Source organism: Vibrio sp. TRT 29B02 (assembly GCF_050113655.1).
Classification (GTDB): domain Bacteria; phylum Pseudomonadota; class Gammaproteobacteria; order Enterobacterales; family Vibrionaceae; genus Vibrio.
This window is the reverse complement of sequence record NZ_JBNJOJ010000020.1, coordinates 1-20884: the sequence shown is the minus strand read 5'-3', so window position 1 is coordinate 20884 and position 20884 is coordinate 1. Positions and strand designations below refer to the sequence as shown.

Genomic DNA, 20884 nt, shown 5'->3' with positions numbered 1-20884 from the left:
TCTAGTCTCTAGTCTCTAGTCTCTAGTCTCTAGTCTCTAGTCTCTAGAAAAAGATTGAAGGGTTGGTGTGAAAGCATCAACCCTTTTTTGAGAATCGAGAAAATTATGGCTTGGTAAGGAGTCGCTCTGTCAACACCTTATGGACAAAGCTTACTTCTACTTACAACTAACATCCACCTCTCGCGCAGCGCGAAATGCGGTCTCGATTCTCGAAGCGAAGCGTTCTAGCATCTCGTAGGGCGCAGCCCGCTCTTTTTTACGGTTTCAATGCCTGTCGACTGAATCCTTTGTGGCCACAGTGCGTGCAAGGAATAATAACGGTTGGGTGAGTGTATTGTGTTTTATGACCACACTCATCACAGACAAGCATACCCAAACCAATCACTTCGCCCGCCTGATATAGACCTTGGTGCTCTAGATCCTGAAATAACTCGACCCACTCGACTTTCGTTCTATCCGTAATATCAAGTAGCCCTTGCCAGATGGAGTCGGCAATCATGATATAAAATGGACCACTTTTTGAGTCTTCATAATTGTCAGCAAACTCTTTTAAATCTGACTTAACATATGCAGACACAAGTGCTAACTCATCTTTGGTTAAGTCATTCGCGGCATCGACGACCTTACCAGAGGTTTCTAAAACGTGGTTAACTTCATCAGGACTATGCTTTAGAGCTTCGACAACATCTTCAAACATCTCCTCGTAACCTGCTTTGCGTTTTGCCATCGCTAACCTCCTTTCGATTCAGTGGTGCACATTCATAAAGCCCAGTTAAGGCATTAAACATCACAATCTTTACGTGATTTGAGTGGGTATTGGCTATTGTTGTGCCCCTCTCCTTTAGGTATTCTATGACGATCTATTAATGTCTGTTCTAACCGAACTCACAAATTCCAAGATAACCGGATATCATCGATGCAAGAACAATATAACCCGCAAGATATTGAACAAAAAGTTCAACAGCACTGGGATAACAACAAGACCTTTGTTGTAAGTGAAGACCCAAACAAAGAAAAATTCTACTGTCTCTCTATGTTCCCATACCCAAGTGGCCGACTGCACATGGGTCACGTGCGTAACTACACTATCGGTGATGTGGTATCTCGTTTCCAACGCCTTCAAGGTAAAAACGTAATGCAACCAATCGGTTGGGATGCATTCGGTCTACCTGCAGAAAATGCAGCCGTTAAAAACAACACGGCACCAGCGCCTTGGACTTACGAAAACATTGAGTACATGAAGAACCAGCTTAAACTTCTAGGCTTTGGTTACGACTGGAATCGTGAGTTTGCAACCTGTACACCAGAGTACTACCGTTGGGAACAGGAATTCTTCACTAAGCTTTACAATAAAGGCTTAGTTTACAAAAAAACATCTTCAGTTAACTGGTGTCCAAACGACCAGACGGTTCTAGCTAACGAGCAGGTTGAAGACGGCTGTTGCTGGCGTTGTGACACACCTGTAGAACAAAAAGAGATCCCTCAGTGGTTCATTAAGATCACAGAGTACGCTCAAGAACTGCTAGACGATCTCGATAACCTAGACGGTTGGCCTGAAATGGTTAAAACCATGCAGCGCAACTGGATCGGCCGTTCTGAAGGTGTTGAACTGCGATTTACAGTAAAGAACGTCGAAGCGAAAGGTCACCAAGACCTAGAAGTTTACACAACACGTCCAGACACACTAATGGGTGTGACATACGTGGGCATCGCAGCAGGTCACCCTCTAGCGGCTATCGCAGCGGAAAATAACGCAGAGCTTGCAGCTTTCATCGAAGAGTGTAAGAACACTAAAGTCGCTGAAGCGGAACTAGCAACAATGGAGAAAAAAGGTATGGCGACTGGCCTTACCGCAATTCACCCATTGAATGGTCGTGAAGTTCCTGTTTACATTGCTAACTTCGTACTGATGGATTACGGCACAGGTGCTGTTATGGCTGTACCTGCGCACGACCAACGTGACTTCGAGTTTGCGACCAAGTACGGTCTAGATATCATCCCTGTTATCAAGCCAACTGACGGCAGCGAGCTAAACATCGCAGAAGAAGCATATACAGAGAAAGGTGTGCTGTTCGATTCAGGCGAATTTGACGGTCTTGAATTCCAAGCAGCATTTGATGCCATTGCAGCAAAACTAGAAGCTGAAGGTAAAGGCACTAAAACAGTTAACTTCCGTCTACGTGACTGGGGTGTTTCTCGTCAGCGTTACTGGGGAGCTCCAATCCCAATGGTCACAACGGAAGATGGCCAAGTTCATCCAGTGCCAGCAGACCAACTACCAGTGATTCTTCCTGAAGATGTGGTAATGGACGGTGTCACGAGTCCGATCAAAGCAGATAAAGAGTGGGCGAAGACCACGTTCAACGGTGAACCAGCACTGCGCGAAACCGATACATTTGATACCTTTATGGAATCATCTTGGTACTACGCACGCTACTGTTCTCCGCAAGCTGATGACATCTTAGATCCAGAAAAAGCAAACTACTGGCTACCAGTAGACCAATACATCGGTGGTATCGAGCACGCTTGTATGCACCTACTGTACTCTCGCTTCTTCCATAAACTACTACGTGACGCGGGTTACGTAACCTCTGATGAGCCGTTCAAACAGCTGCTATGTCAAGGTATGGTGTTGGCTGATGCGTTCTACTTTGAAAACGAGAAAGGTGGTAAAGAGTGGGTTGCACCTACTGATGTAACCGTAGAGCGCGATGGCAAAGGCCGAATCACTTCTGCAAAAGACGACCAAGGCCGTGACGTTGAGCACTCAGGCATGATCAAGATGTCTAAGTCGAAGAACAACGGTATCGACCCACAAGAGATGGTAGACAAGTACGGCGCTGACACAGTACGCCTATTTATGATGTTTGCCTCTCCAGCAGATATGACTCTTGAGTGGCAAGAATCAGGCGTTGAAGGCGCTAACCGCTTCTTGAAACGTGTTTGGAAGCTGGTTAAAGAGCATGCATCAAAAGGCGCGGCTGAAGCCATTGACACGTCAGCACTATCTGGTGACCAGAAAGCGCTACGTCGTGATGTTCACAAAACTATCGCGAAAGTGACAGATGATATCGCTCGTCGTCAAACGTTCAACACAGCAATCGCCGCTATCATGGAACTAATGAACAAGCTAGCGAAAGCGCCTCAAGAATCAGCGCAAGACCGCGCGATCCTTGATGAAGCGTTAAAAGCGGTTGTCGCAATGCTTTACCCAATCACTCCGCACATCTCATACGAACTATGGGTTGCGCTAGGTGAATCAGATATCGATAACGCGGTATGGCCAACGTTTGACGAAAAAGCACTCGTTGAAGATGAGAAAACCATCGTTGTTCAAGTTAACGGCAAACTACGTGCGAAGCTAACAGTACCGGCAGATATCTCTAAAGACGAGATTGAACAACTGGGCCTAAACGATGAGAATGTGACTAAGTTCACTGAAGATAAAACGGTACGTAAAGTTATTTACGTACCAGGTAAACTTCTAAACATCGTTGCGAACTAATCTGTTCTAATAACGTCATAAACAGGGTAGCCACCTACCCTGTTTTATTTATCTTAGCGTTTTGACCCGCAATAACTCAGAACGCTAAGATAAGTATTCCAATAATCGAGAGCCATCAACCTATGTTTCCTCAAGTCATGCGACTCATTTCAACTCGTTCTGTAAAGCTATCTACGGTTGTTCTTGCTGCAAGCCTTTTATCTGCTTGTGGTTTCCACCTACGCGGTGACTACTCAATCCCTGAAGAGCTTGATACGATGTCACTGACCAGTTATGACCAGTACAGCAACTTCACGCGTATGATGAAAGGCCAACTGCGTATGAGTGAAATTAAATTGGTTTCTCCTGCGGCAGATGTTCCGAATTTGCACCTAATTAGCGAAGGCGTCGGTGAACGTACGCTCTCGCTATACCAAAACACCCGTGCAGCCGAAAAAGAGCTGACATTCCGTACCTCTTACCGTGTGACTATTCCAGAGCTAGGTTCCAAAACGTTTTCTACTAGCGTAACGCGCAGCTACTTAGATAACCCACTGACAGCTTTAGCGAAATCGGTAGAACGTGACATGATCGAAGATGAAATGCGTAAACTCGCAGCGTCACAGATCATTCGTCAGATGGCTCGCCTAAAAACCAATATCGAATCCGGCACTATGCTTAGTGAAACAGAGCAACAGGCGCAACTTAAGGCCGAAGAGGAACAGTACCGAGTGAAGACATTCGCTAGTGATGAGCCTCAACAAACCGTCACAACTTCCTCTGAGAACCAGCAGTAACTATGCGAGTTTTCGCTGATCGATTGGTGGAGCAGTTAACCAAACAGCTCCACCCTACCTACTTAATTTTCGGTAATGAACCGCTACTTCTTCAGGAGTCTCGCCAAGCGATTCAACAAGCCGCCTATAAACAAGGTTTTGAGGAAAAACATAGGTTTGCTATCGATAATTCCTTTGACTGGAACTTAGTTTACGATTGCTGTCAGGCGATGAGCCTTTTTTCTGCCCGACAAATTATTGAGTTAGAGCTCCCTGAATCTGGTGTAAATACCACCATCGCTAAAGAGTTGCTTGCGGTCTCCGACTTACTCCATAGTGATGTCATTTTGGTTCTAATTGGAAGCAAGCTGACCAAGGCCCAAGAGAGTGCCAAGTGGTTTAAAGCTCTCTCAGGAACGGGCTGTTTGGTAAACTGCCTAACGCCAGATATCCAGCGCCTACCCCAGTTTGTTCAAATCCGTTGCCGCGCTCTTGGTCTTAAGCCGGATCCTGAAGCAGTTCAAATGCTGGCTCAATGGCACGAAGGTAACTTGTTTGCACTGACTCAGAGTTTGGAAAAACTGGCTCTGCTCTATCCAGATGGCGTACTTAATCTTATTCGGTTAGAAGAGTCCCTTAGCCGTCACAACCATTTTACTGCGTTTCATTGGATAGACGCCCTATTGGCGGGCAAGGCTAAGCGTTCTCAGCGCATCCTTCGCCAACTGGAAGCTGAAGGTGTAGAAACCGTCATCCTAGCCCGCACAGTACAAAAGGAACTCACACAGCTACTGAGAATGTCTCAGCTTGTGCAAACCCAGCCAATTGGTCAGGTGTTTGAAAAATACCGTATCTGGCAATCAAAGCGTCCGCTTTACTCCGCGGCTCTGAACCGGTTATCACCAGTAAAAATCATGCAACTTTTGCAGTTGCTAGCGCAAACTGAACGAACGATAAAAACTCAGTACGAACAGTCAAGCTGGCCACTATTACACCAGTTGAGTACTGAGATTTGCTTACCTCAAGTTAAGCTATAAAAAGCGTGGTATACTTCGCCGCCCCAAAATACACTACCAAGTGTCAATCGATTAAATAACGAGGAAAAAGCCTTGCAACTTGAACAGTTAAACGAATTTCTAGTCGACAAAGTTGATGATATGAAAGCTCAAGACATTAAAACTATTGATGTTCAGGGTAAATCAAGCATTACAGATTACATGATCGTTTGTACTGGCACGTCAAAACGCCATGTTGCCTCTATTGCTGAACACGTCGCAAAAGAATCTAAACTTGCTGGTATTATTCCACTAGGCATTGATGGCGAAGCTGAAGGTGAATGGGTTGTACTTGATATGGGAACAACGATTATCCATGTTATGCAGGAAGAGCAACGCGAGCTATACCAACTTGAAAAGCTTTGGGGCTAAGCGATGAAATTACAGCTAATTGCCGTTGGCACTAAAATGCCGAAATGGGTTGAAGAGGGCTTTCAAGAGTATCGTCGTCGTTTCCCACACGATATGCCGCTTGAGCTGGTTGAAATTCCAGCTGGAAAACGTGGCAAAAACGCCGACATTGCAAGAATCTTGCAAAAAGAGGGCGAAGCGATGCTTGCAGCAGTGCCAAAAGGCAACCGAATTGTTACTCTCGATATTCCTGGCAAAAAGTGGGATACACCACAATTAGCTGAACAACTAGAGCATTGGAAACTTGACGCCAGAGACGTGTCTATTCTGATCGGTGGCCCAGAAGGTCTAGCACCGGCATGCAAAGCAGCCGCTGACCAGAGCTGGTCACTATCAGCACTAACGCTACCACACCCACTGGTGCGCATTGTAATGGCAGAAAGCCTGTATAGAGCGTGGAGCATTACTGCTAACCACCCATATCATCGAGAATAACCATCAATGTTAAGGAAGCGTACCCAAATAAGGGATTACCATGAAGAAGCGCGACTATTTAAAAGCCGCGCTATCGTCGCTTTCATCGGTATTGTCGCTATGCTGGGCATCTTGGTGACCAACCTGTACAACATCCAGATTAACCAATACCAAGATTACAAAACCCGCTCTAATGACAACCGAATTAAAGTTGTCCCTATCGCGCCTAACCGCGGCTTAATCTACGACCGTAACGGTAAACTGCTGGCGGAAAACCGCCCAGTGTTCAGCCTCGAACTGACGCCGGAAAAGATCAAAGATATGGACGATACCATTACTCGTCTGCAAAAAATCTTAACCATTACTCCAGAGCAAGTAGAGCGTTTTCAAAAAGAACGCCGACAAACTCGACGCTTTAAATCTGTTCCGATCTTAAACCAACTAACACCAGAGCAAGTCGCCAAATTTTCGGTCAACCAGCATAACTTTCCTGGCGTATCGGTTAATGCCGCGCTCAAACGTCACTACCCTTATGCTGAAGTGCTGACTCACGTTATTGGCTATGTGTCACGTATCAATGACCGTGACATGCAACGTCTAGTTCGTGAAGAGAAAGATGCCAACTACCAAGCGACACGTGATATCGGTAAACTCGGCATTGAACGCTATTACGAAGATATGCTGCATGGTACGGCGGGTTATCAGGAAGTCGAGGTTAACAGTCGTGGCCGCGTCATTCGTACACTTAAGTATGTACCTCCGGTTCCGGGCAAAGACATTGTACTTAACCTAGATATTGACCTTCAGCTCTATGTTCATAAGTTGCTTGATGGGCGTCGCGGCAGCGCGGTCGTTCTCGATCCTGAAGACAACGGCGTATTAGCGATGGTGTCCAGTCCAAGTTACGATCCCAATGCTTTCGTTCATGGCATTTCAGGGCAGGCATACAGCTCATTACTTAACGACAAAAACCGCCCGTTGGTGAATCGAGCAACACTCGGAATATATCCACCCGCTTCAACCATCAAACCATTTATGGCCGTGGCGGCGTTGCAAGAAGGCGTGGTTACCCCTTATACCACTAGAAATGATCCTGGGTACTGGAAGATTCCGAACTCTAAAACAAAGCCGTTCCGCGATTGGTTACGCTGGGGCCACGGCAAAGTAGATATTGTTCAGTCGATTGAAGAATCTGTTGATACCTTTTTCTATCAAATCGCTTACGATATGGGAATTGATCGCATATCGAGTTGGATGATGATGTTCGGATTCGGTGACTACACTGGCATTGATATTTACGAAGAAAGTAAAGCCAACATGCCAACCCGTGAATGGAAAATGGCACGACATCGCACGCCTTGGTATCAGGGTGACACTATTCCTGTCGGTATTGGACAAGGGTACTGGACATCGACCCCAATGCAACTTGCTAAGGCAACATCGGTACTCGTAAAACGCGGGAAGGTGGTCGCTCCTCACCTACTAAGAGCCACTATCGATAACGGTGAAATGTTTGAAAAACAACAGTTATCCGATATTGAAACTTATCCACCAATCGCTGGTGTCAAACCTCGTTACTGGGACATGGCCATTGAAGGCATGAGACTGGTTAACCATGGTAAGAAGGGAACCGCTCGTCGAGCGTTCACTAAGACACCGTATGTCAGTGCGGGTAAATCCGGGACAGCACAGGTGTTTGGGCTAGGTGAGGATGAAGAGTACAACGCAGATGAAATTGCGGAACACCTTCGCGACCATGCGCTCTTCACTGGGTTTGCTCCGATTGACAATCCAAAGGTGATTGTCACAATCGTATTAGAAAATGCTGGGGGTGGCTCTTCTCAGGGTGGCCCAGTGGTAAGAAAGATATTTGACCACGTACTCGTGGAAAACAAAGAGGCGAACTAATCATGGATTTGAATCCAGCAACGGGTCAAAACCGAGTTCTGTTTGAACGCTTCCACCTCGATCTGCCTTTGTTACTAGGAATTCTGGTCCTGATGGGATTCGGCCTTGTCGTCATGTACAGCGCTAGCGGACAAAGTTTAGCCATGATGGATCGTCAAGCAATGAGAATGGCTCTCTCCCTTGGCGTTATGTTACTTCTCGCACAAATTCCACCTCGCACTTATGAGGCGATGGCACCGATCATGTTTGCGGGTGGTGTGGTGCTACTACTAGGCGTGCTCTTTTTCGGTGAAGCCTCTAAGGGAGCTCAGCGCTGGTTAAACTTGGGATTTATTCGCTTCCAGCCATCTGAACTGCTTAAACTCGCAGTGCCGCTGATGGTGGCTCGTTATATTGGTAAACGCCCTCTTCCGCCAACATTCCAGACTCTGGTTATGTCATTGGTCATGGTGTTTGTCCCGACCATTCTGATTGCTAAGCAACCTGATTTGGGTACCTCAATACTGATTGCCGCATCAGGCATTTTCGTTATCTTTCTCGCCGGTATAAGTTGGAGAATCATTTTTGCAGCCGCCTGTGGCCTAGGCGCCTTTTTGCCTATTTTATGGTTCTTCCTGATGCGAGAGTATCAAAAGGTACGAGTGAGAACGCTATTTAACCCTGAGTCTGACCCACTTGGCGCGGGGTATCACATTATTCAAAGTAAGATCGCTATCGGCTCAGGAGGCATATCAGGGAAAGGATGGCTGCAAGGTACCCAATCACAATTGGAGTTTTTGCCTGAACGTCATACTGACTTCATTTTTGCCGTCATTGCCGAAGAGTGGGGACTGATTGGTATTCTTATCCTATTAGGCTTGTACCTGTTTATTATTGGTCGAGGCTTGGTGTTAGCCAGCAAAGCACAAACCGCATTCGGTCGAATGATGGCGGGTAGTATCGTGCTCAGCTTTTTCGTTTACGTGTTCGTAAATATTGGCATGGTGAGTGGAATTTTACCTGTTGTTGGCGTACCGCTTCCTTTAATCAGTTATGGTGGTACATCCATGGTAACTCTAATGGCTGGTTTCGGGATACTGATGTCAATTCACACTCATAGAAAAGCATTTTCGAAGGCAATTTAAATGATAAACAAGCGACTACTGCTTACTCTTGTTGCAACTTGTACTATTTTGGCAGGCTGCTCTTCAGCACCATCAAAACGCTACACCATTGATGATGACATTGCGCCTGATGCACCAATTTCAGTCGATCATATTGAAGATGCTACGCCACAATACGAATCCTATAGTTTAGGAGGTAACAGTAACTACACGCTAAGAGGCAATAGCTACACCATCATTAAAGAGCCTAAAGGCTTCAAACAGGAAGGCATTGCTTCGTGGTATGGTAAAAAATTTCACGGTCACTTAACTTCCAATGGCGAAGTCTATGATATGTATTCCATGTCAGCTGCCCACAAAGAGTTACCGATCCCTAGTTATGTCAAAGTCACAAACAAAGACAATGGAAAGACAGCGATCGTTCGCGTCAACGACCGTGGTCCATTTCACCCAGGCCGTATCATTGACCTGAGCTATGCAGCTGCAACGAAATTAGATGTGATTAAAACGGGTACTGCCAACGTCGCCATCGAAGTCATTACGGTCGATAAACCAACGCAAACCAATAAACAGGATTCCCTGACTAAGTTTGCCGTTCAGGTAGCCTCTTCACAATATCAAGATCGCGTTGAAACTTTAGCGCGAGATTTAAGTCAAAAGCTATCGGTGAAAAGCTACGTCAACTCGAGTAGTAATGTACACCGCGTCTTTTTGGGCCCTTTCGACGACTATATGTCGAGCCAAAAAGCACTAGAAAGAGTGAAAGAACTGGGTTATACCAGTGCTTTCATTAAATCCCAATAGTCCTCAATCCAGTGTACCCCTATTCCTATACTGGTTTGAGAGATTGATTCTGTTAAGATATGGACAGTTAACGATAAACCTGTAGTCAATATGAAAAAAACAACGCTAATTAAATCAGTTTTTGCGTCTTCTATTGCGCTTTCTGCAACCATCGCATCTTCTGCCTTCGCATCACCAATTGTGATGCCAGACGCGCCTCAAATCGCCGCTAAAGGCTACGTTTTGATGGATTATCATTCAGGTAAAGTTTTAGCTGAAAAAGAGATGAATACAAAACTCTCTCCAGCAAGCTTAACGAAAATGATGACCAGCTATGTTATTGGTCAAGAGTTGGAACGCGGTAACATCTCACTGCAAGACGATGTCACCATCAGCAAGAACGCTTGGGCAAAAAACTTCCCTGATTCATCGAAAATGTTCATCGAAGTCGGCACTACCGTAAAAGTAGAAGACCTCAACCGAGGAATCATTATCCAGTCTGGCAATGATGCTTGTGTTGCTATGGCTGAACATATTGCCGGATCTGAAGATGCATTTGTTGACCTAATGAACGCATGGGCTGACACAATTGGCATGAAGGACACACACTTCGCCAACGTTCATGGCCTAGACAACGCGAATCTTTACTCGACACCTTACGATATGGCACTACTTGGTACTGCGCTTATTCGCGACGTACCGGAAGAATACCGTATCTACTCTGAGAAAAAATTCACCTACAACGGCATTACTCAGTACAACCGTAACGGCCTGCTTTGGGATAAAAGCATGAACGTTGATGGTATTAAAACGGGCCACACAAGCAATGCTGGTTACAGCTTAGTAAGCTCTGCAACAGAGGGTAAAATGCGCCTTGTTGCCGTCGTGATGGGAACTAAAGATGCTAACGCTCGTAAATCAGAAAGTAAGAAGTTACTCAGCTACGGCTTCCGCTTCTTCGAAACCGTCGCGCCTCACAAAGCAGGTGAAACATTCGTAGAAGAAAAAATCTGGATGGGTAATAAAGACACTGTAGCACTTGGGTTGGATCAAGACACCTATGTGACTTTACCTCGTGGACAAGCGAAAAATCTCAAAGCTAGCTTTATCCTTGAAAAAGAGCTTGAAGCCCCAATAATGAAGGGTGACGTAGTTGGTAAGCTATACTATCAACTAGAAGGTGAAGATATTGCCGAGTACCCACTACTTGCTCTTGAAGACGTAGAACAAGGTAGCCTATTCAGCCGCCTATGGGATTACATTGTCATGCTGTTCAAAAGCTTCTTGTAATCTATGTACTTAGCAAAAAAAAGCCGCCGTTAGCGGCTTTTTTTATTTATCTCAGTAGTGACTAGCGTGAGCCACGTCTTGAGTTCATCTCAGATAGACAGTACTATTCCGCGCTGCGAATAACGACTTTCCAACTTGGAGTTTCAACATGCTGAACATTAACTCAGATGCAAAATTGAGAGACCTGCTTGAGTTTCCTTGTTCTTTCACATACAAGGTAATGGGCTACGCTAAGCCAGAGCTACCAGAAAAGGTTCTTGAAGTCATCCAACGCCATGCTCCAGGTGATTACAGCCCAACAGTAAAACCAAGTGCTAAGGGGAATTACCACTCGGTATCAATCAACATCACTGCAACCTCGATTGAACAGGTTGAAACGCTGTATAAAGAGCTTGGTGAGATTGACATCGTGCGCATGGTGCTATAAAAAATTTGAATACACTCAAATTTTATTGAAAGCAGCGAAAGCTGCTTTCTTTTTAGATATCAATTAGATAAATATCCTGCAAAAACTCTAGGGTTAAAAATGTGTTACTGGCATATAGTTCAATAACCAGAAGCAGTTTATAATCTTTCCACTTTACTAACCGACGATGGAAGAGCGGAATGCAAAACCAGCTTGTTGTGAAACATCTTGGTAGACAGGACTATAAGCCTATCTGGCAAGCGATGCACGATTTCACTGACAATCGAACAGAAGAAACGCCTGATGAAGTATGGCTTGTCGAACACAACCCTGTCTTCACACAAGGACAAGCCGGCAAAGCTGAACACCTGTTGAACACAGGGGATATTCCGGTCGTTCAAAGCGATCGTGGTGGGCAAGTCACCTACCATGGCCCCGGACAACTGGTCGCTTACTTTCTTATCAACCTTCGTCGTAAAAAGCTAGGTGTTAGAGAACTCGTTACACATATCGAGAACCTCGTAATCAACACTCTAAAAGCATACAATATCGAATCCGCTGCTCGACCTGATGCCCCTGGTGTCTACGTCGATGGCAAAAAGATTTGTTCCTTAGGGCTTAGAATTCGTAAAGGTTGTTCATTCCACGGCTTGGCACTAAACGTCAACATGGACTTGTCACCTTTCCTACGCATCAACCCATGTGGTTATGCAGGTATGGAGATGGTACAAGTCAGCCAATTAGGTGGACCTGACGATATCGCTCAAGTTGAGACAAAGCTAGTCGAAGAACTGGTGACTTTACTTGGTTATGACCACGTAGAACTAGATACAGCCGCAAAATCGGCAAGCAACAACGAGAAGTAAGAGAAGCATGAGTAAACCAATCCAAATGGAAAAAGGCGTTAAGTACCGCGACGCTGACAAAATGGCTCTGATCCCGGTAAAGAACATGCCTACCGAGCAGAAAGAAGTTCTTCGTAAGCCAGAATGGATGAAGATCAAACTGCCTTCTGACAGCCAACGTATCCAAGATATCAAATCTGCAATGCGTAAAAACAACCTGCACTCCGTTTGTGAAGAAGCTTCGTGTCCAAACCTAGCAGAATGTTTTAACCACGGAACAGCAACTTTCATGATCCTTGGTGCAATCTGTACTCGTCGTTGCCCGTTTTGTGACGTTGCCCATGGACGTCCACTCGCCCCAGAAAATGATGAGCCACAAAAACTGGCGAAGACTATTCAAGACATGAAGCTGAAGTATGTGGTGATCACATCGGTAGACCGTGATGACCTTCGTGATGGCGGCGCTCAGCATTTTGCAGACTGTAACCGTGAAATTCGTGCTCTCAACCCTAACATCAAGATTGAAACCTTGGTTCCTGATTTCCGTGGTCGCATGGATATCGCCCTTGAACTGCTTAAAGATAACCCGCCAGATGTCTTCAACCACAACCTTGAAACAGCACCTCGCCTTTATCGTAAAGCGCGTCCAGGAGCGAACTACAAGTGGTCACTAGAGTTATTGAAAAAATTCAAAGAACAGCATCCTAGCATTCCAACTAAGTCTGGTTTGATGATGGGTCTTGGTGAGACGAAAGAAGAGATCATTGAGGTTCTTAAAGACCTTCGTGCACACGGTGTCACTATGCTGACATTGGGTCAATACCTTGCACCAAGCCGCCACCATTTACCTGTTGAACGCTACGTGCCACCATCAGAGTTTGATGAGTTAAAAGAAATTGCTCTAGAGCTTGGTTTCACACATGCAGCATGTGGACCATTTGTGCGCTCGTCGTACCATGCAGACCTTCAGGCTCAAGGTTTAGAAGTGAGCTAGAGTAAGTCAATTTTGTGGCAAGGGTCGACATAATAAGTCGACCCTTTTTGTTATCGGTTGTTGAATGAATCACTACACTTCGATAGGCTTAACCTACAACCATTACTACTAAGCGTATTCCAAGGAACTAGTATGAAAAAGTTTGGACTAGCGGCAATGACTCTGGCGGCCCTGTCTGCTGGCTGTGCTTCAAATACCGAGCAAGACAATTTTCGAGAAGCTTCATTTGAGCTTTGCAATACCGAAGTGGATATCTACTCAGTGAGTGATGACGGTCGCGTACGCATTGTTTGTTCTGACGGTTCTAAATTCGCACTGACGAATGAAAGCACGCTGGAAACGATGCGCGACATTAATATCGACTACTGTGACGGTGAAGGCTTAGGTAAGTTCAACGAAAGCAGTAAGTATTACTCGTTCAAATGTAAGTCTGGCACTCTTCTTAGCCTACCTAAGTAACGGGAAATGAACAATAAAAAGGGCCGATGTAACAACATCGGCCCTTTTTGTTTTTTAACTGTATTGGTTCTAGCTCGAGGAAAAGGTGCGGAGTTTACGCTAGTAAATGAGCACCTTTGACAACAAAATAGACCAAGTCAGGCAGAACCATTATGCGTAAACTGGTAGACGCTTACAGATATCGAGCACCTTCGCTTTCGTTGCTGCGATAACTTCCTCATTACCGATGTTATCTAAAACATCACACATCCAGTTTGCTAGCTCTTTTGCGTCTTCTTCAGTGAAACCACGACGAGTGATTGCAGGAGAACCAACACGGATACCAGACGTGACAAACGGGCTACGAGGGTCATTTGGTACAGAGTTCTTGTTAACTGTAATGTTTGCTGCACCTAGTGCTGCATCTGCATCTTTACCTGTAATATCTTTGTCAATTAGGTCAACAAGGAATAGGTGGTTTTCAGTACCGTTAGAAACGATCTTGTAGCCGCGCTCTTGGAACTGAGCAACCATTGCTTTCGCGTTTTTAACTACGCGAGCTTGGTACTCTTTAAACTCTGGCTCCATCGCTTCTTTGAATGCAACCGCTTTACCAGCGATAACATGCATTAACGGGCCACCTTGGCCACCAGGGAAGACAGCTGAGTTGAGTTTTTTGTACATCTCTTCACCCGCGTTAGACAAGATAAGACCACCACGTGGACCTGCTAGCGTTTTGTGAGTTGTTGTAGTGACAACGTGAGCGTGTGGTACAGGCGTTGGGTATACGCCCGCTGCGATTAGACCCGCAACGTGAGCCATATCGACAAATAGGTACGCGCCTGCTTTATCTGCGATTTGACGCATGCGAGCCCAATCTACGATCTGTGAGTAAGCAGAGAAACCACCGATGATCATCTTCGGTTTGTGTTCTAGAGCAAGAGCTTCCATTTCGTCGTAGTTGATTTGACCAGCTTCGTCGATACCGTAAGGAATAACGTTGTAGTGTTTACCAGAGAAGTTGACTGGAGAACCGTGTGTAAGGTGACCACCGTGCGCTAAGCTCATACCAAGAACAGTATCACCAGGGTTAAGTAGAGCCATGTAAACAGCACTGTTTGCCTGTGAGCCTGAGTGAGGCTGTACGTTTGCGTATTCACAGCCAAATAGCTGACATGCACGATCAATTGCCAGAGATTCAGCTTTATCAACGTACTCACAGCCACCGTAGTAGCGCTTGCCTGGGTAACCTTCAGCGTACTTATTTGTAAGCTGAGAACCTTGAGCTTCCATTACACGTGGACTTGTGTAGTTTTCTGAAGCAATAAGTTCAATGTGTTCTTCCTGGCGAAGAGTTTCTTCTTGAATTGCTGCGAACAGTTCCGCATCGTAATCTGCGATGTTCATATCACGCTTTAGCATCTGTATCTCCTGACTCAGATTGAGACTTTAAATTGCAAAAAAACCGACCTTTGACACTCACGCAAACGTTTGCATCAAGCTAATGACGCGCATTCTACATAATTTGATCTTTGTCATAAAGAGAAAATTTCAGTTTTTCTCATGCAGTTTTTTCATAATGCTTTACAGGGAATCTCATGTTGAGCACTTATCCGAACATTTCGCCAGCTAAGTGTCAATTCCATCCTTTACACCCCGTAAAACGATAATTACATAGGTTTACCTTAAATTTCACTCTCAAGCTACCGAAATCCTATTTTTTTAAATAGTATGCACGCCATTATTTACTTGTTAAATTTCAAATTGATGGAAAAACACTCAAGACGAGAAGATTGGGTCGCAATTTTGACCGGCACCTTTTTAGTCGCCCAAGGCTTCTTTTTCCTCCAATCAGCATCACTGTTGACTGGAGGCACAGCAGGACTGGCACTTTTAGCCAGCCAGATGACCCACTTTTCACTCGGCACTCTGTACTTTATTGCCAACTGTCCATTCTATTTATTAGCATGGAAGCGTTTCGGTACTCGATTTGCAATTAATAGTGCGATTTCTGGTGCTCTTGTGTCACTGATTACTGATCACCTCTATTTAGTCATCAGTCTAGAGACCATCAACCAAGTCTACTGCGCGATCGCTGGAGGCCTTTTGATGGGATTAGGAATGCTGATTCTTTTTCGCCATCGTTCGAGTTTGGGGGGCTTCAATGTGTTGTGCCTGTTCATTCAGGACAAATTCGGCATTTCAGTGGGTAAGTCTCAGCTGGCTATAGATTGTGCGATTCTTTTTGCTTCGTTCTTTTTTGTCTCTCCAGAAGTGATTGGTTTATCGATTCTCGGAGCTGTCGCTCTAAATCTTGTCTTAGCAATGAACCACAAACCAACTCGCTACTCGGTGACTTACGGTTAGTCGTTAACTTCTACTACAAATACAATTAAGCCCGCGATCACTCGCGGGCTTATTGCGTTATTTAGTTCAATTCACCATGTGAGCTTCTCGCTTTCACATCATGACTTAACTCTTTATTCAGCTCAGCCTCAACATGACCAGGTGATTGTGTGCCTTGCGAAATCAGACGATACATTGCAGGAATGACAAACAAGGTAACAAAGGTCGCAAAGCCCATACCGAAGAATATCACTGTCCCTACCGCAACACGGCTCTCATAACCAGCACCCGTCGAGAGAATCAACGGTATCGCTCCCGCTAATGTGGTGAATGCGGTCATCATAATCGGGCGTAAACGACGCGCAGAGGCATCAAGAATCGCTTTTTCGAACTCAATCCCACGGTCACGCAGTTGGTTAGCGAACTCTACAATCAAAATACCGTTCTTAGTGACCATGCCGATAAGCATAATCATTCCGATCTGGCTGTAGATATTCAGTCCCTGCCCCATCAGAAATAGACCAAGAAAACCACCGAATACCCCCATAGGAACCGTAAACATCACCACCAATGGGTTTATAAAGCTTTCAAACTGCGCAGCCAGTACCAGATACGCGACTAAAAGTGCTAACGCAAACACCAATAGAATGCTCGATTGGTTCTCTTTGTAATCTTTCGATTCCCCAGAATAGCTAACTGAAATATCACTAGGCAGTAGTTCAATCGCTTGCTGGTCAAGGAAATCGAGCGCCTCACCAAGAGTGTAACCGTCCGATAAGTTCGCTGTTATCGTGACCGCTTTTTGCTTGTTGTAGTGAGAGAGTCGAATCGACGAAGCCACTTCTTCAATCTTCGTTACCGCATCAAGCGTAACAAGTTCGCCTGATGATGTACGCATGTAGATTTGGCTCAAGTCTGACGCATTGTTAAAGCTATTTTCATCACCACGCAGATAAACATCATACTCTTCACCTCGTTCGACAAAGGTCGTCTCGCTCTTACCGCCCAGCATGATCTCCAAAGTATCGGAAATGTCTTGTACGCTGATCCCTAGTTCAGCCGCACGCTGTTTGTCTACGCTCACCACCAGCTCAGGTGTTTTCTCAGAGTAGTTAATGTCGCTGCCTTCCATATACGGAGAGTCTTCCGCGATCTGCTCCAATTTCTCAGCCCAGGTTTTCAGTTCACTGTAATCTGAACCGCCAAGTACGAATTGAACAGGTTCACTTGACCCCCCTCTAAATCCTGGCATAAATGGGAACACGCGCACATCCGCCATACCAGCCAACGCCTTACGCACTTCACCTAACGCCTGCTGTGCTGTGACTTGGCGATCATTCCAGTCTTCAAGAATCATAATAACGAAGCCGGTCTGATCCCCCGCATTGCCGCCAAATGCTGGCGATTGGATACTGAAAGACTTCAGAAAACCTTGCCCAAGCAGAGGCATTAGTCTGTCTTCGACAATGTCCATATTTGCCGCCATGCGATTGTAACTGGTCGCATCGGCACCACGAACAAACGCAAAAATTACGCCGCGGTCCTCAGAGGGTGTTAACTGTGCAGGTACTTGTTGCATCAGCCCCCAACTGCCACCGATACAGGAGACAATAATCAGCGGTGCAGCCCATTGCCATTTCAATGCCCCTTTCAATACTCGACGGTATAGCAACTCCAAACGACCAAATATTTGGTCAATAAACAGATTAAATCGATTCGGTTTGACGTTCGCTTTAAGCAGTTTACTTCCCAAAACAGGTGTCAACGTCAATGCGATGAGTGAAGAAAAAATCACCGACATCGCAAGCAAAACAGAAAACTCAGTAAATAGCAGACCTACCATGCCGTCCATAAAGGAGATAGGCAGGAACACCATAACCAAAACCAACGTGGTAGCAATAACCGCAAAACCCACTTCGCGGGTCCCTTTGTATGCCGCAAGCAATGGCTTTTCACCATTTTCGATATGATGGAAAATGTTCTCTACAACAACGATAGCATCATCGACAACCAGACCAATCGATAGAATCAACGCCATCAAGGTAATCAAGTTAATCGAGAAACCAAAATAGTAAGCCGCGATAAACGACGAAATCAAAGAGACAGGAACGGTTACCGCAGGGATAAGGGTCGCCCTTACCTGACCAATAAAGATGTAGAGCACCAAGATGACTAAACCACCGGTAATAAACAAGGTGCTGTACACTTCTGCAATCGAGCGTTCAATGAACACTGTCGAATCATAATCGATCGCTAAACGAGTGCCTTGCGGTAGAAACTTCTGGATGTTTTCAACTTCTTGATGAACTAAGTCCGCCACTTCTAGTGGGTTGGCATCTGACTGCGGCACAATCCCCATACTGACGTTAACCACACCATCACTCTTAAAAGTCGAGTTCTCGTTTTCTGCACCTATGTAGACATCAGCAACATCTTTTAGGTAGATAGGTGTGTTATCTGATGCGCGCTTGACCACCAGATACTCAAAATCTTCTGCCTTGTTATAACTACGAGCCGTACGTACCGACATCACAATCTGATCGTTACGCACTTCACCTCCAGGGCTTTCAATATTCTCACTACGAAGAGCGGAAGTAATATCAGAAGTGGTTACGCCTCGGCCTGCCATCTGTTCTGGCTTCAACTTGACGTACATAACTTTGTATAAGCCACCCGAGATATCGACAGAGCTGACACCTGAGATAAGACTGAACCTGTCAATCAATACGCGTTCAACGTAGTCCGTTAACTGAGTTCTATCCATCTCAGAAGAACTGAGGTTGATATAGAGTGAAGCTTCACCTGAACCGTTGTTTTTGAACACAACGGGATCATCCGCTTCATCGGGTAGTGAACGCTGCGCACGGGCAACGGCATCACGAACATCACTTACGCCCGTATTAAGGTCATAACCAAGATCAAAAGTGATGGTAATACGCGACATACTGTTGCGGGTTGTCGACGATATCTCATCAATACCACTGATACCCGACAGTTGGTCTTCTAATACTGAGGTTATCTGGCTTTCAATAATGGTCGCCGAAGCACCTTCGTAACGAGTACTAATAGAGACAACAGGACTTTCAATGTCCGGCATTTCTCGCACGGCCAACTTATTAAAGGAAACAATACCGAAAACGCACAACAACAAACTTAAAACAACCGCGGCAACGGGTCGCTTAACTGAAACATCCGACAGCAGCATTAGTTAGCCCCTTCTTGCGGCTTTGCTTTCTCTTTAGGGCGGCCATCGCTACCTAACTCAGAAACCACTACGCCATCACGCATATTCACTATGCCCTGCACGACAATTTTGTCGCCAATCGATAATCCTTGCTCTATGACCACTAAATTGTCGACACGAGCGCCCAGCAGTACCTCGGTTCGTTTAGCATTGTTGTCTTGATCAATAACATAGACGTAACGCTTAGTGCCCGAATACTCCAGGGCCTGGACTGGAATAATTGGCGCTTCTATAGCAGGAAAATCCATATTGGCTGATACCAGCATGCCGGGTTTTAGCTCTTCAGATGGATTACTAAAGTGAATACGCACTCTAAGATTAAGCGTTTCTTGGTTAATACGAGAGTCAATAGCAACAACTTGTCCCTCAAACACTTTATTCTGCCAAGCAGCCGTAGTCGCCGTCACTTTCATGCCTTCAGAGAGCTGTGACAGGTAACGCTCTGGCACCTGAAGATCCAACTGCATCACGGATAGATTATCCAGTGTGAGTAACGCCTCGCCTGCCGTCACCATTTTTCCGCGACTAAAATCGATAAAACCAACGGTGCCTGCAAACGGAGAGGTAATATGAAGATCTTTAAGGTTTGCGTTGGCCGCATCTAGGCGAGCCTGAGCAATTTCCACACTGGCTTTTTGCGCATCGATCTCTGTCTGCGTAATGGCATTGCGTTTAACAAGACGCTCGAATTCTTTCAACTTACGTTGTTCATCTTTCAAATACGCTTTTGCCTCAGCGACAGAAGCGCGAGCTTTATCATCATTAAGCTGAATGATCATTTGACCTTGACGCACAGCTTGATTCGCTTTGACAGCAATAGTGTCGACTTTTCCGGCGACTTCGGTAGAGATCTCTACCGATTGCTCAGCTTCCAACTTACCGACCAAGACAAGGGACTGAGAGACATTGTGTGTTTGAACAAGCTCAGTGACGACTGTAACTGTCGAAGGTCCTTGCCTCTTTGCATAAGAGAGTGGTGCTGCTGTAAGAATAGACAGAGACAAAAGACTCAAAACAATTTTATTTTTCATAGTGAGATTCTGCATAGATAAACTAGATATATTGTATCCGCTAAAATCCATTATGAACGTCAAGTAATGTAAAGAGCGAGAAATATTCTGTAAGTGAAGCCGTTGATTGTTTGAGCTTTATGCTCATTTCCTGGCTTCTTTGTCCAAAAAGGCATCATTCAATTCAAAAATACAAGAAAAGTCTTTACAGCATTTACGAGTTTGCTATGATGCGCTCCGCACTTGAGCAATGTGTTGGGAAAACATTGCTTAAGCTATTCCTTAATGAGAATAGAAAACACCCTGGAGGGGTTCCCGAGTGGCCAAAGGGATCAGACTGTAAATCTGCTGGCACTGCCTTCGATGGTTCGAATCCG

Annotated in this window: 18 protein-coding genes; 14 read left to right on the top strand and 4 right to left on the bottom strand. The window is 45.4% G+C overall.

All coding sequences use genetic code 11. From position 1 onward, the window contains the following. Positions 1 to 256: 256 nt before the first annotated feature. Entirely contained in the window at positions 257 to 727 is a 471-nt protein-coding gene (locus ACQEXT_RS13180) for a zinc ribbon-containing protein (RefSeq protein WP_138973400.1), read from the bottom strand. Between the two features lie 189 nt (positions 728 to 916). Here ACQEXT_RS13180 and leuS point away from each other — a divergent pair, with 189 nt between their 5' ends. The 13 genes from leuS to ACQEXT_RS13115 all read left to right on the top strand — a co-directional run bounded on the left by leuS (position 917) and on the right by ACQEXT_RS13115 (position 13928). Further along, positions 917 to 3505, top strand: a complete 2589-nt coding sequence (leuS, locus tag ACQEXT_RS13175; protein ID WP_426952433.1) for a leucine--tRNA ligase — start codon at positions 917 to 919, stop codon at positions 3503 to 3505. A 137-nt stretch (positions 3506 to 3642) separates the two neighbouring features. Further along, positions 3643 to 4281, top strand: a complete 639-nt coding sequence (gene lptE / locus ACQEXT_RS13170) for an LPS assembly lipoprotein LptE (RefSeq protein WP_426952487.1) — start codon at positions 3643 to 3645, stop codon at positions 4279 to 4281. A 2-nt stretch (positions 4282 to 4283) separates the two neighbouring features. Then, positions 4284 to 5297 (top strand): DNA polymerase III subunit delta, encoded by a 1014-nt coding sequence (gene holA / locus ACQEXT_RS13165; RefSeq protein ID WP_426952431.1) that lies wholly within the window; start codon positions 4284 to 4286, stop codon positions 5295 to 5297. 72 nt (positions 5298 to 5369) lie between these two features. After that, positions 5370 to 5687, top strand: a complete 318-nt coding sequence (rsfS, locus tag ACQEXT_RS13160; RefSeq protein WP_138973403.1) for a ribosome silencing factor — start codon at positions 5370 to 5372, stop codon at positions 5685 to 5687. A 3-nt stretch (positions 5688 to 5690) separates the two neighbouring features. After that, positions 5691 to 6161: a 23S rRNA (pseudouridine(1915)-N(3))-methyltransferase RlmH gene (gene rlmH / locus ACQEXT_RS13155; RefSeq protein WP_331416085.1), complete on the top strand. Its 471-nt coding sequence runs from the start codon at positions 5691 to 5693 to the stop codon at positions 6159 to 6161. 6 nt (positions 6162 to 6167) lie between these two features. Beyond that, on the top strand, positions 6168 to 8048 hold the full coding sequence (mrdA, locus tag ACQEXT_RS13150) for a penicillin-binding protein 2 (RefSeq protein WP_426952429.1): 1881 nt from the start codon (positions 6168 to 6170) through the stop codon (positions 8046 to 8048). A gap of 2 nt (positions 8049 to 8050) precedes the next feature. Beyond that, the gene (gene rodA / locus ACQEXT_RS13145) at positions 8051 to 9172 is read left to right on the top strand and encodes a rod shape-determining protein RodA (protein WP_138973406.1); all 1122 of its coding nucleotides are present in this window, start codon (positions 8051 to 8053) and stop codon (positions 9170 to 9172) included. Then, positions 9173 to 9955, top strand: coding sequence for a septal ring lytic transglycosylase RlpA family protein (locus ACQEXT_RS13140; protein ID WP_426952428.1), 783 nt, complete (start codon positions 9173 to 9175; stop codon positions 9953 to 9955). A gap of 90 nt (positions 9956 to 10045) precedes the next feature. Then, a complete protein-coding gene (locus tag ACQEXT_RS13135) occupies positions 10046 to 11224 on the top strand; it encodes a serine hydrolase (RefSeq protein ID WP_138973408.1) in 1179 nt (392 codons plus the stop codon). Between the two features lie 148 nt (positions 11225 to 11372). Further along, complete coding sequence (gene ybeD, locus ACQEXT_RS13130) at positions 11373 to 11651, top strand: DUF493 family protein YbeD (protein ID WP_138973409.1); 279 nt, start codon at positions 11373 to 11375, stop codon at positions 11649 to 11651. A gap of 179 nt (positions 11652 to 11830) precedes the next feature. After that, positions 11831 to 12496 (top strand): lipoyl(octanoyl) transferase LipB, encoded by a 666-nt coding sequence (gene lipB / locus ACQEXT_RS13125; protein WP_331416088.1) that lies wholly within the window; start codon positions 11831 to 11833, stop codon positions 12494 to 12496. A gap of 7 nt (positions 12497 to 12503) precedes the next feature. After that, positions 12504 to 13469, top strand: a complete 966-nt coding sequence (gene lipA, locus ACQEXT_RS13120; RefSeq protein ID WP_269378082.1) for a lipoyl synthase — start codon at positions 12504 to 12506, stop codon at positions 13467 to 13469. 132 nt (positions 13470 to 13601) lie between these two features. After that, positions 13602 to 13928, top strand: coding sequence for a hypothetical protein (locus tag ACQEXT_RS13115; protein ID WP_138973412.1), 327 nt, complete (start codon positions 13602 to 13604; stop codon positions 13926 to 13928). A gap of 150 nt (positions 13929 to 14078) precedes the next feature. Here the strand turns inward: ACQEXT_RS13115 and glyA are convergent, their stop codons facing one another. After that, positions 14079 to 15329 (bottom strand): serine hydroxymethyltransferase, encoded by a 1251-nt coding sequence (glyA, locus tag ACQEXT_RS13110; RefSeq protein WP_138973413.1) that lies wholly within the window; start codon positions 15327 to 15329, stop codon positions 14079 to 14081. Positions 15330 to 15674: 345 nt separating this feature from the next. Here glyA and ACQEXT_RS13105 point away from each other — a divergent pair, with 345 nt between their 5' ends. Continuing rightward, a complete protein-coding gene (locus ACQEXT_RS13105) occupies positions 15675 to 16274 on the top strand; it encodes a YitT family protein (RefSeq protein WP_331416091.1) in 600 nt (199 codons plus the stop codon). A 61-nt stretch (positions 16275 to 16335) separates the two neighbouring features. On the opposite strand, the gene vexH is transcribed toward ACQEXT_RS13105, so the two are convergent. After that, positions 16336 to 19458 carry a vibriobactin export RND transporter permease subunit VexH gene (vexH, locus tag ACQEXT_RS13100; RefSeq protein ID WP_426952423.1) on the bottom strand — a complete coding sequence of 1041 codons (3123 nt, stop codon included), beginning with the start codon at positions 19456 to 19458 and terminating at the stop codon, positions 16336 to 16338. Next, positions 19458 to 20528, bottom strand: a complete 1071-nt coding sequence (locus ACQEXT_RS13095; protein WP_426952422.1) for an efflux RND transporter periplasmic adaptor subunit — start codon at positions 20526 to 20528, stop codon at positions 19458 to 19460. Before ACQEXT_RS13095 ends, vexH begins: the two co-directional genes overlap by 1 nt. Positions 20529 to 20884: the final 356 nt, after the last annotated feature.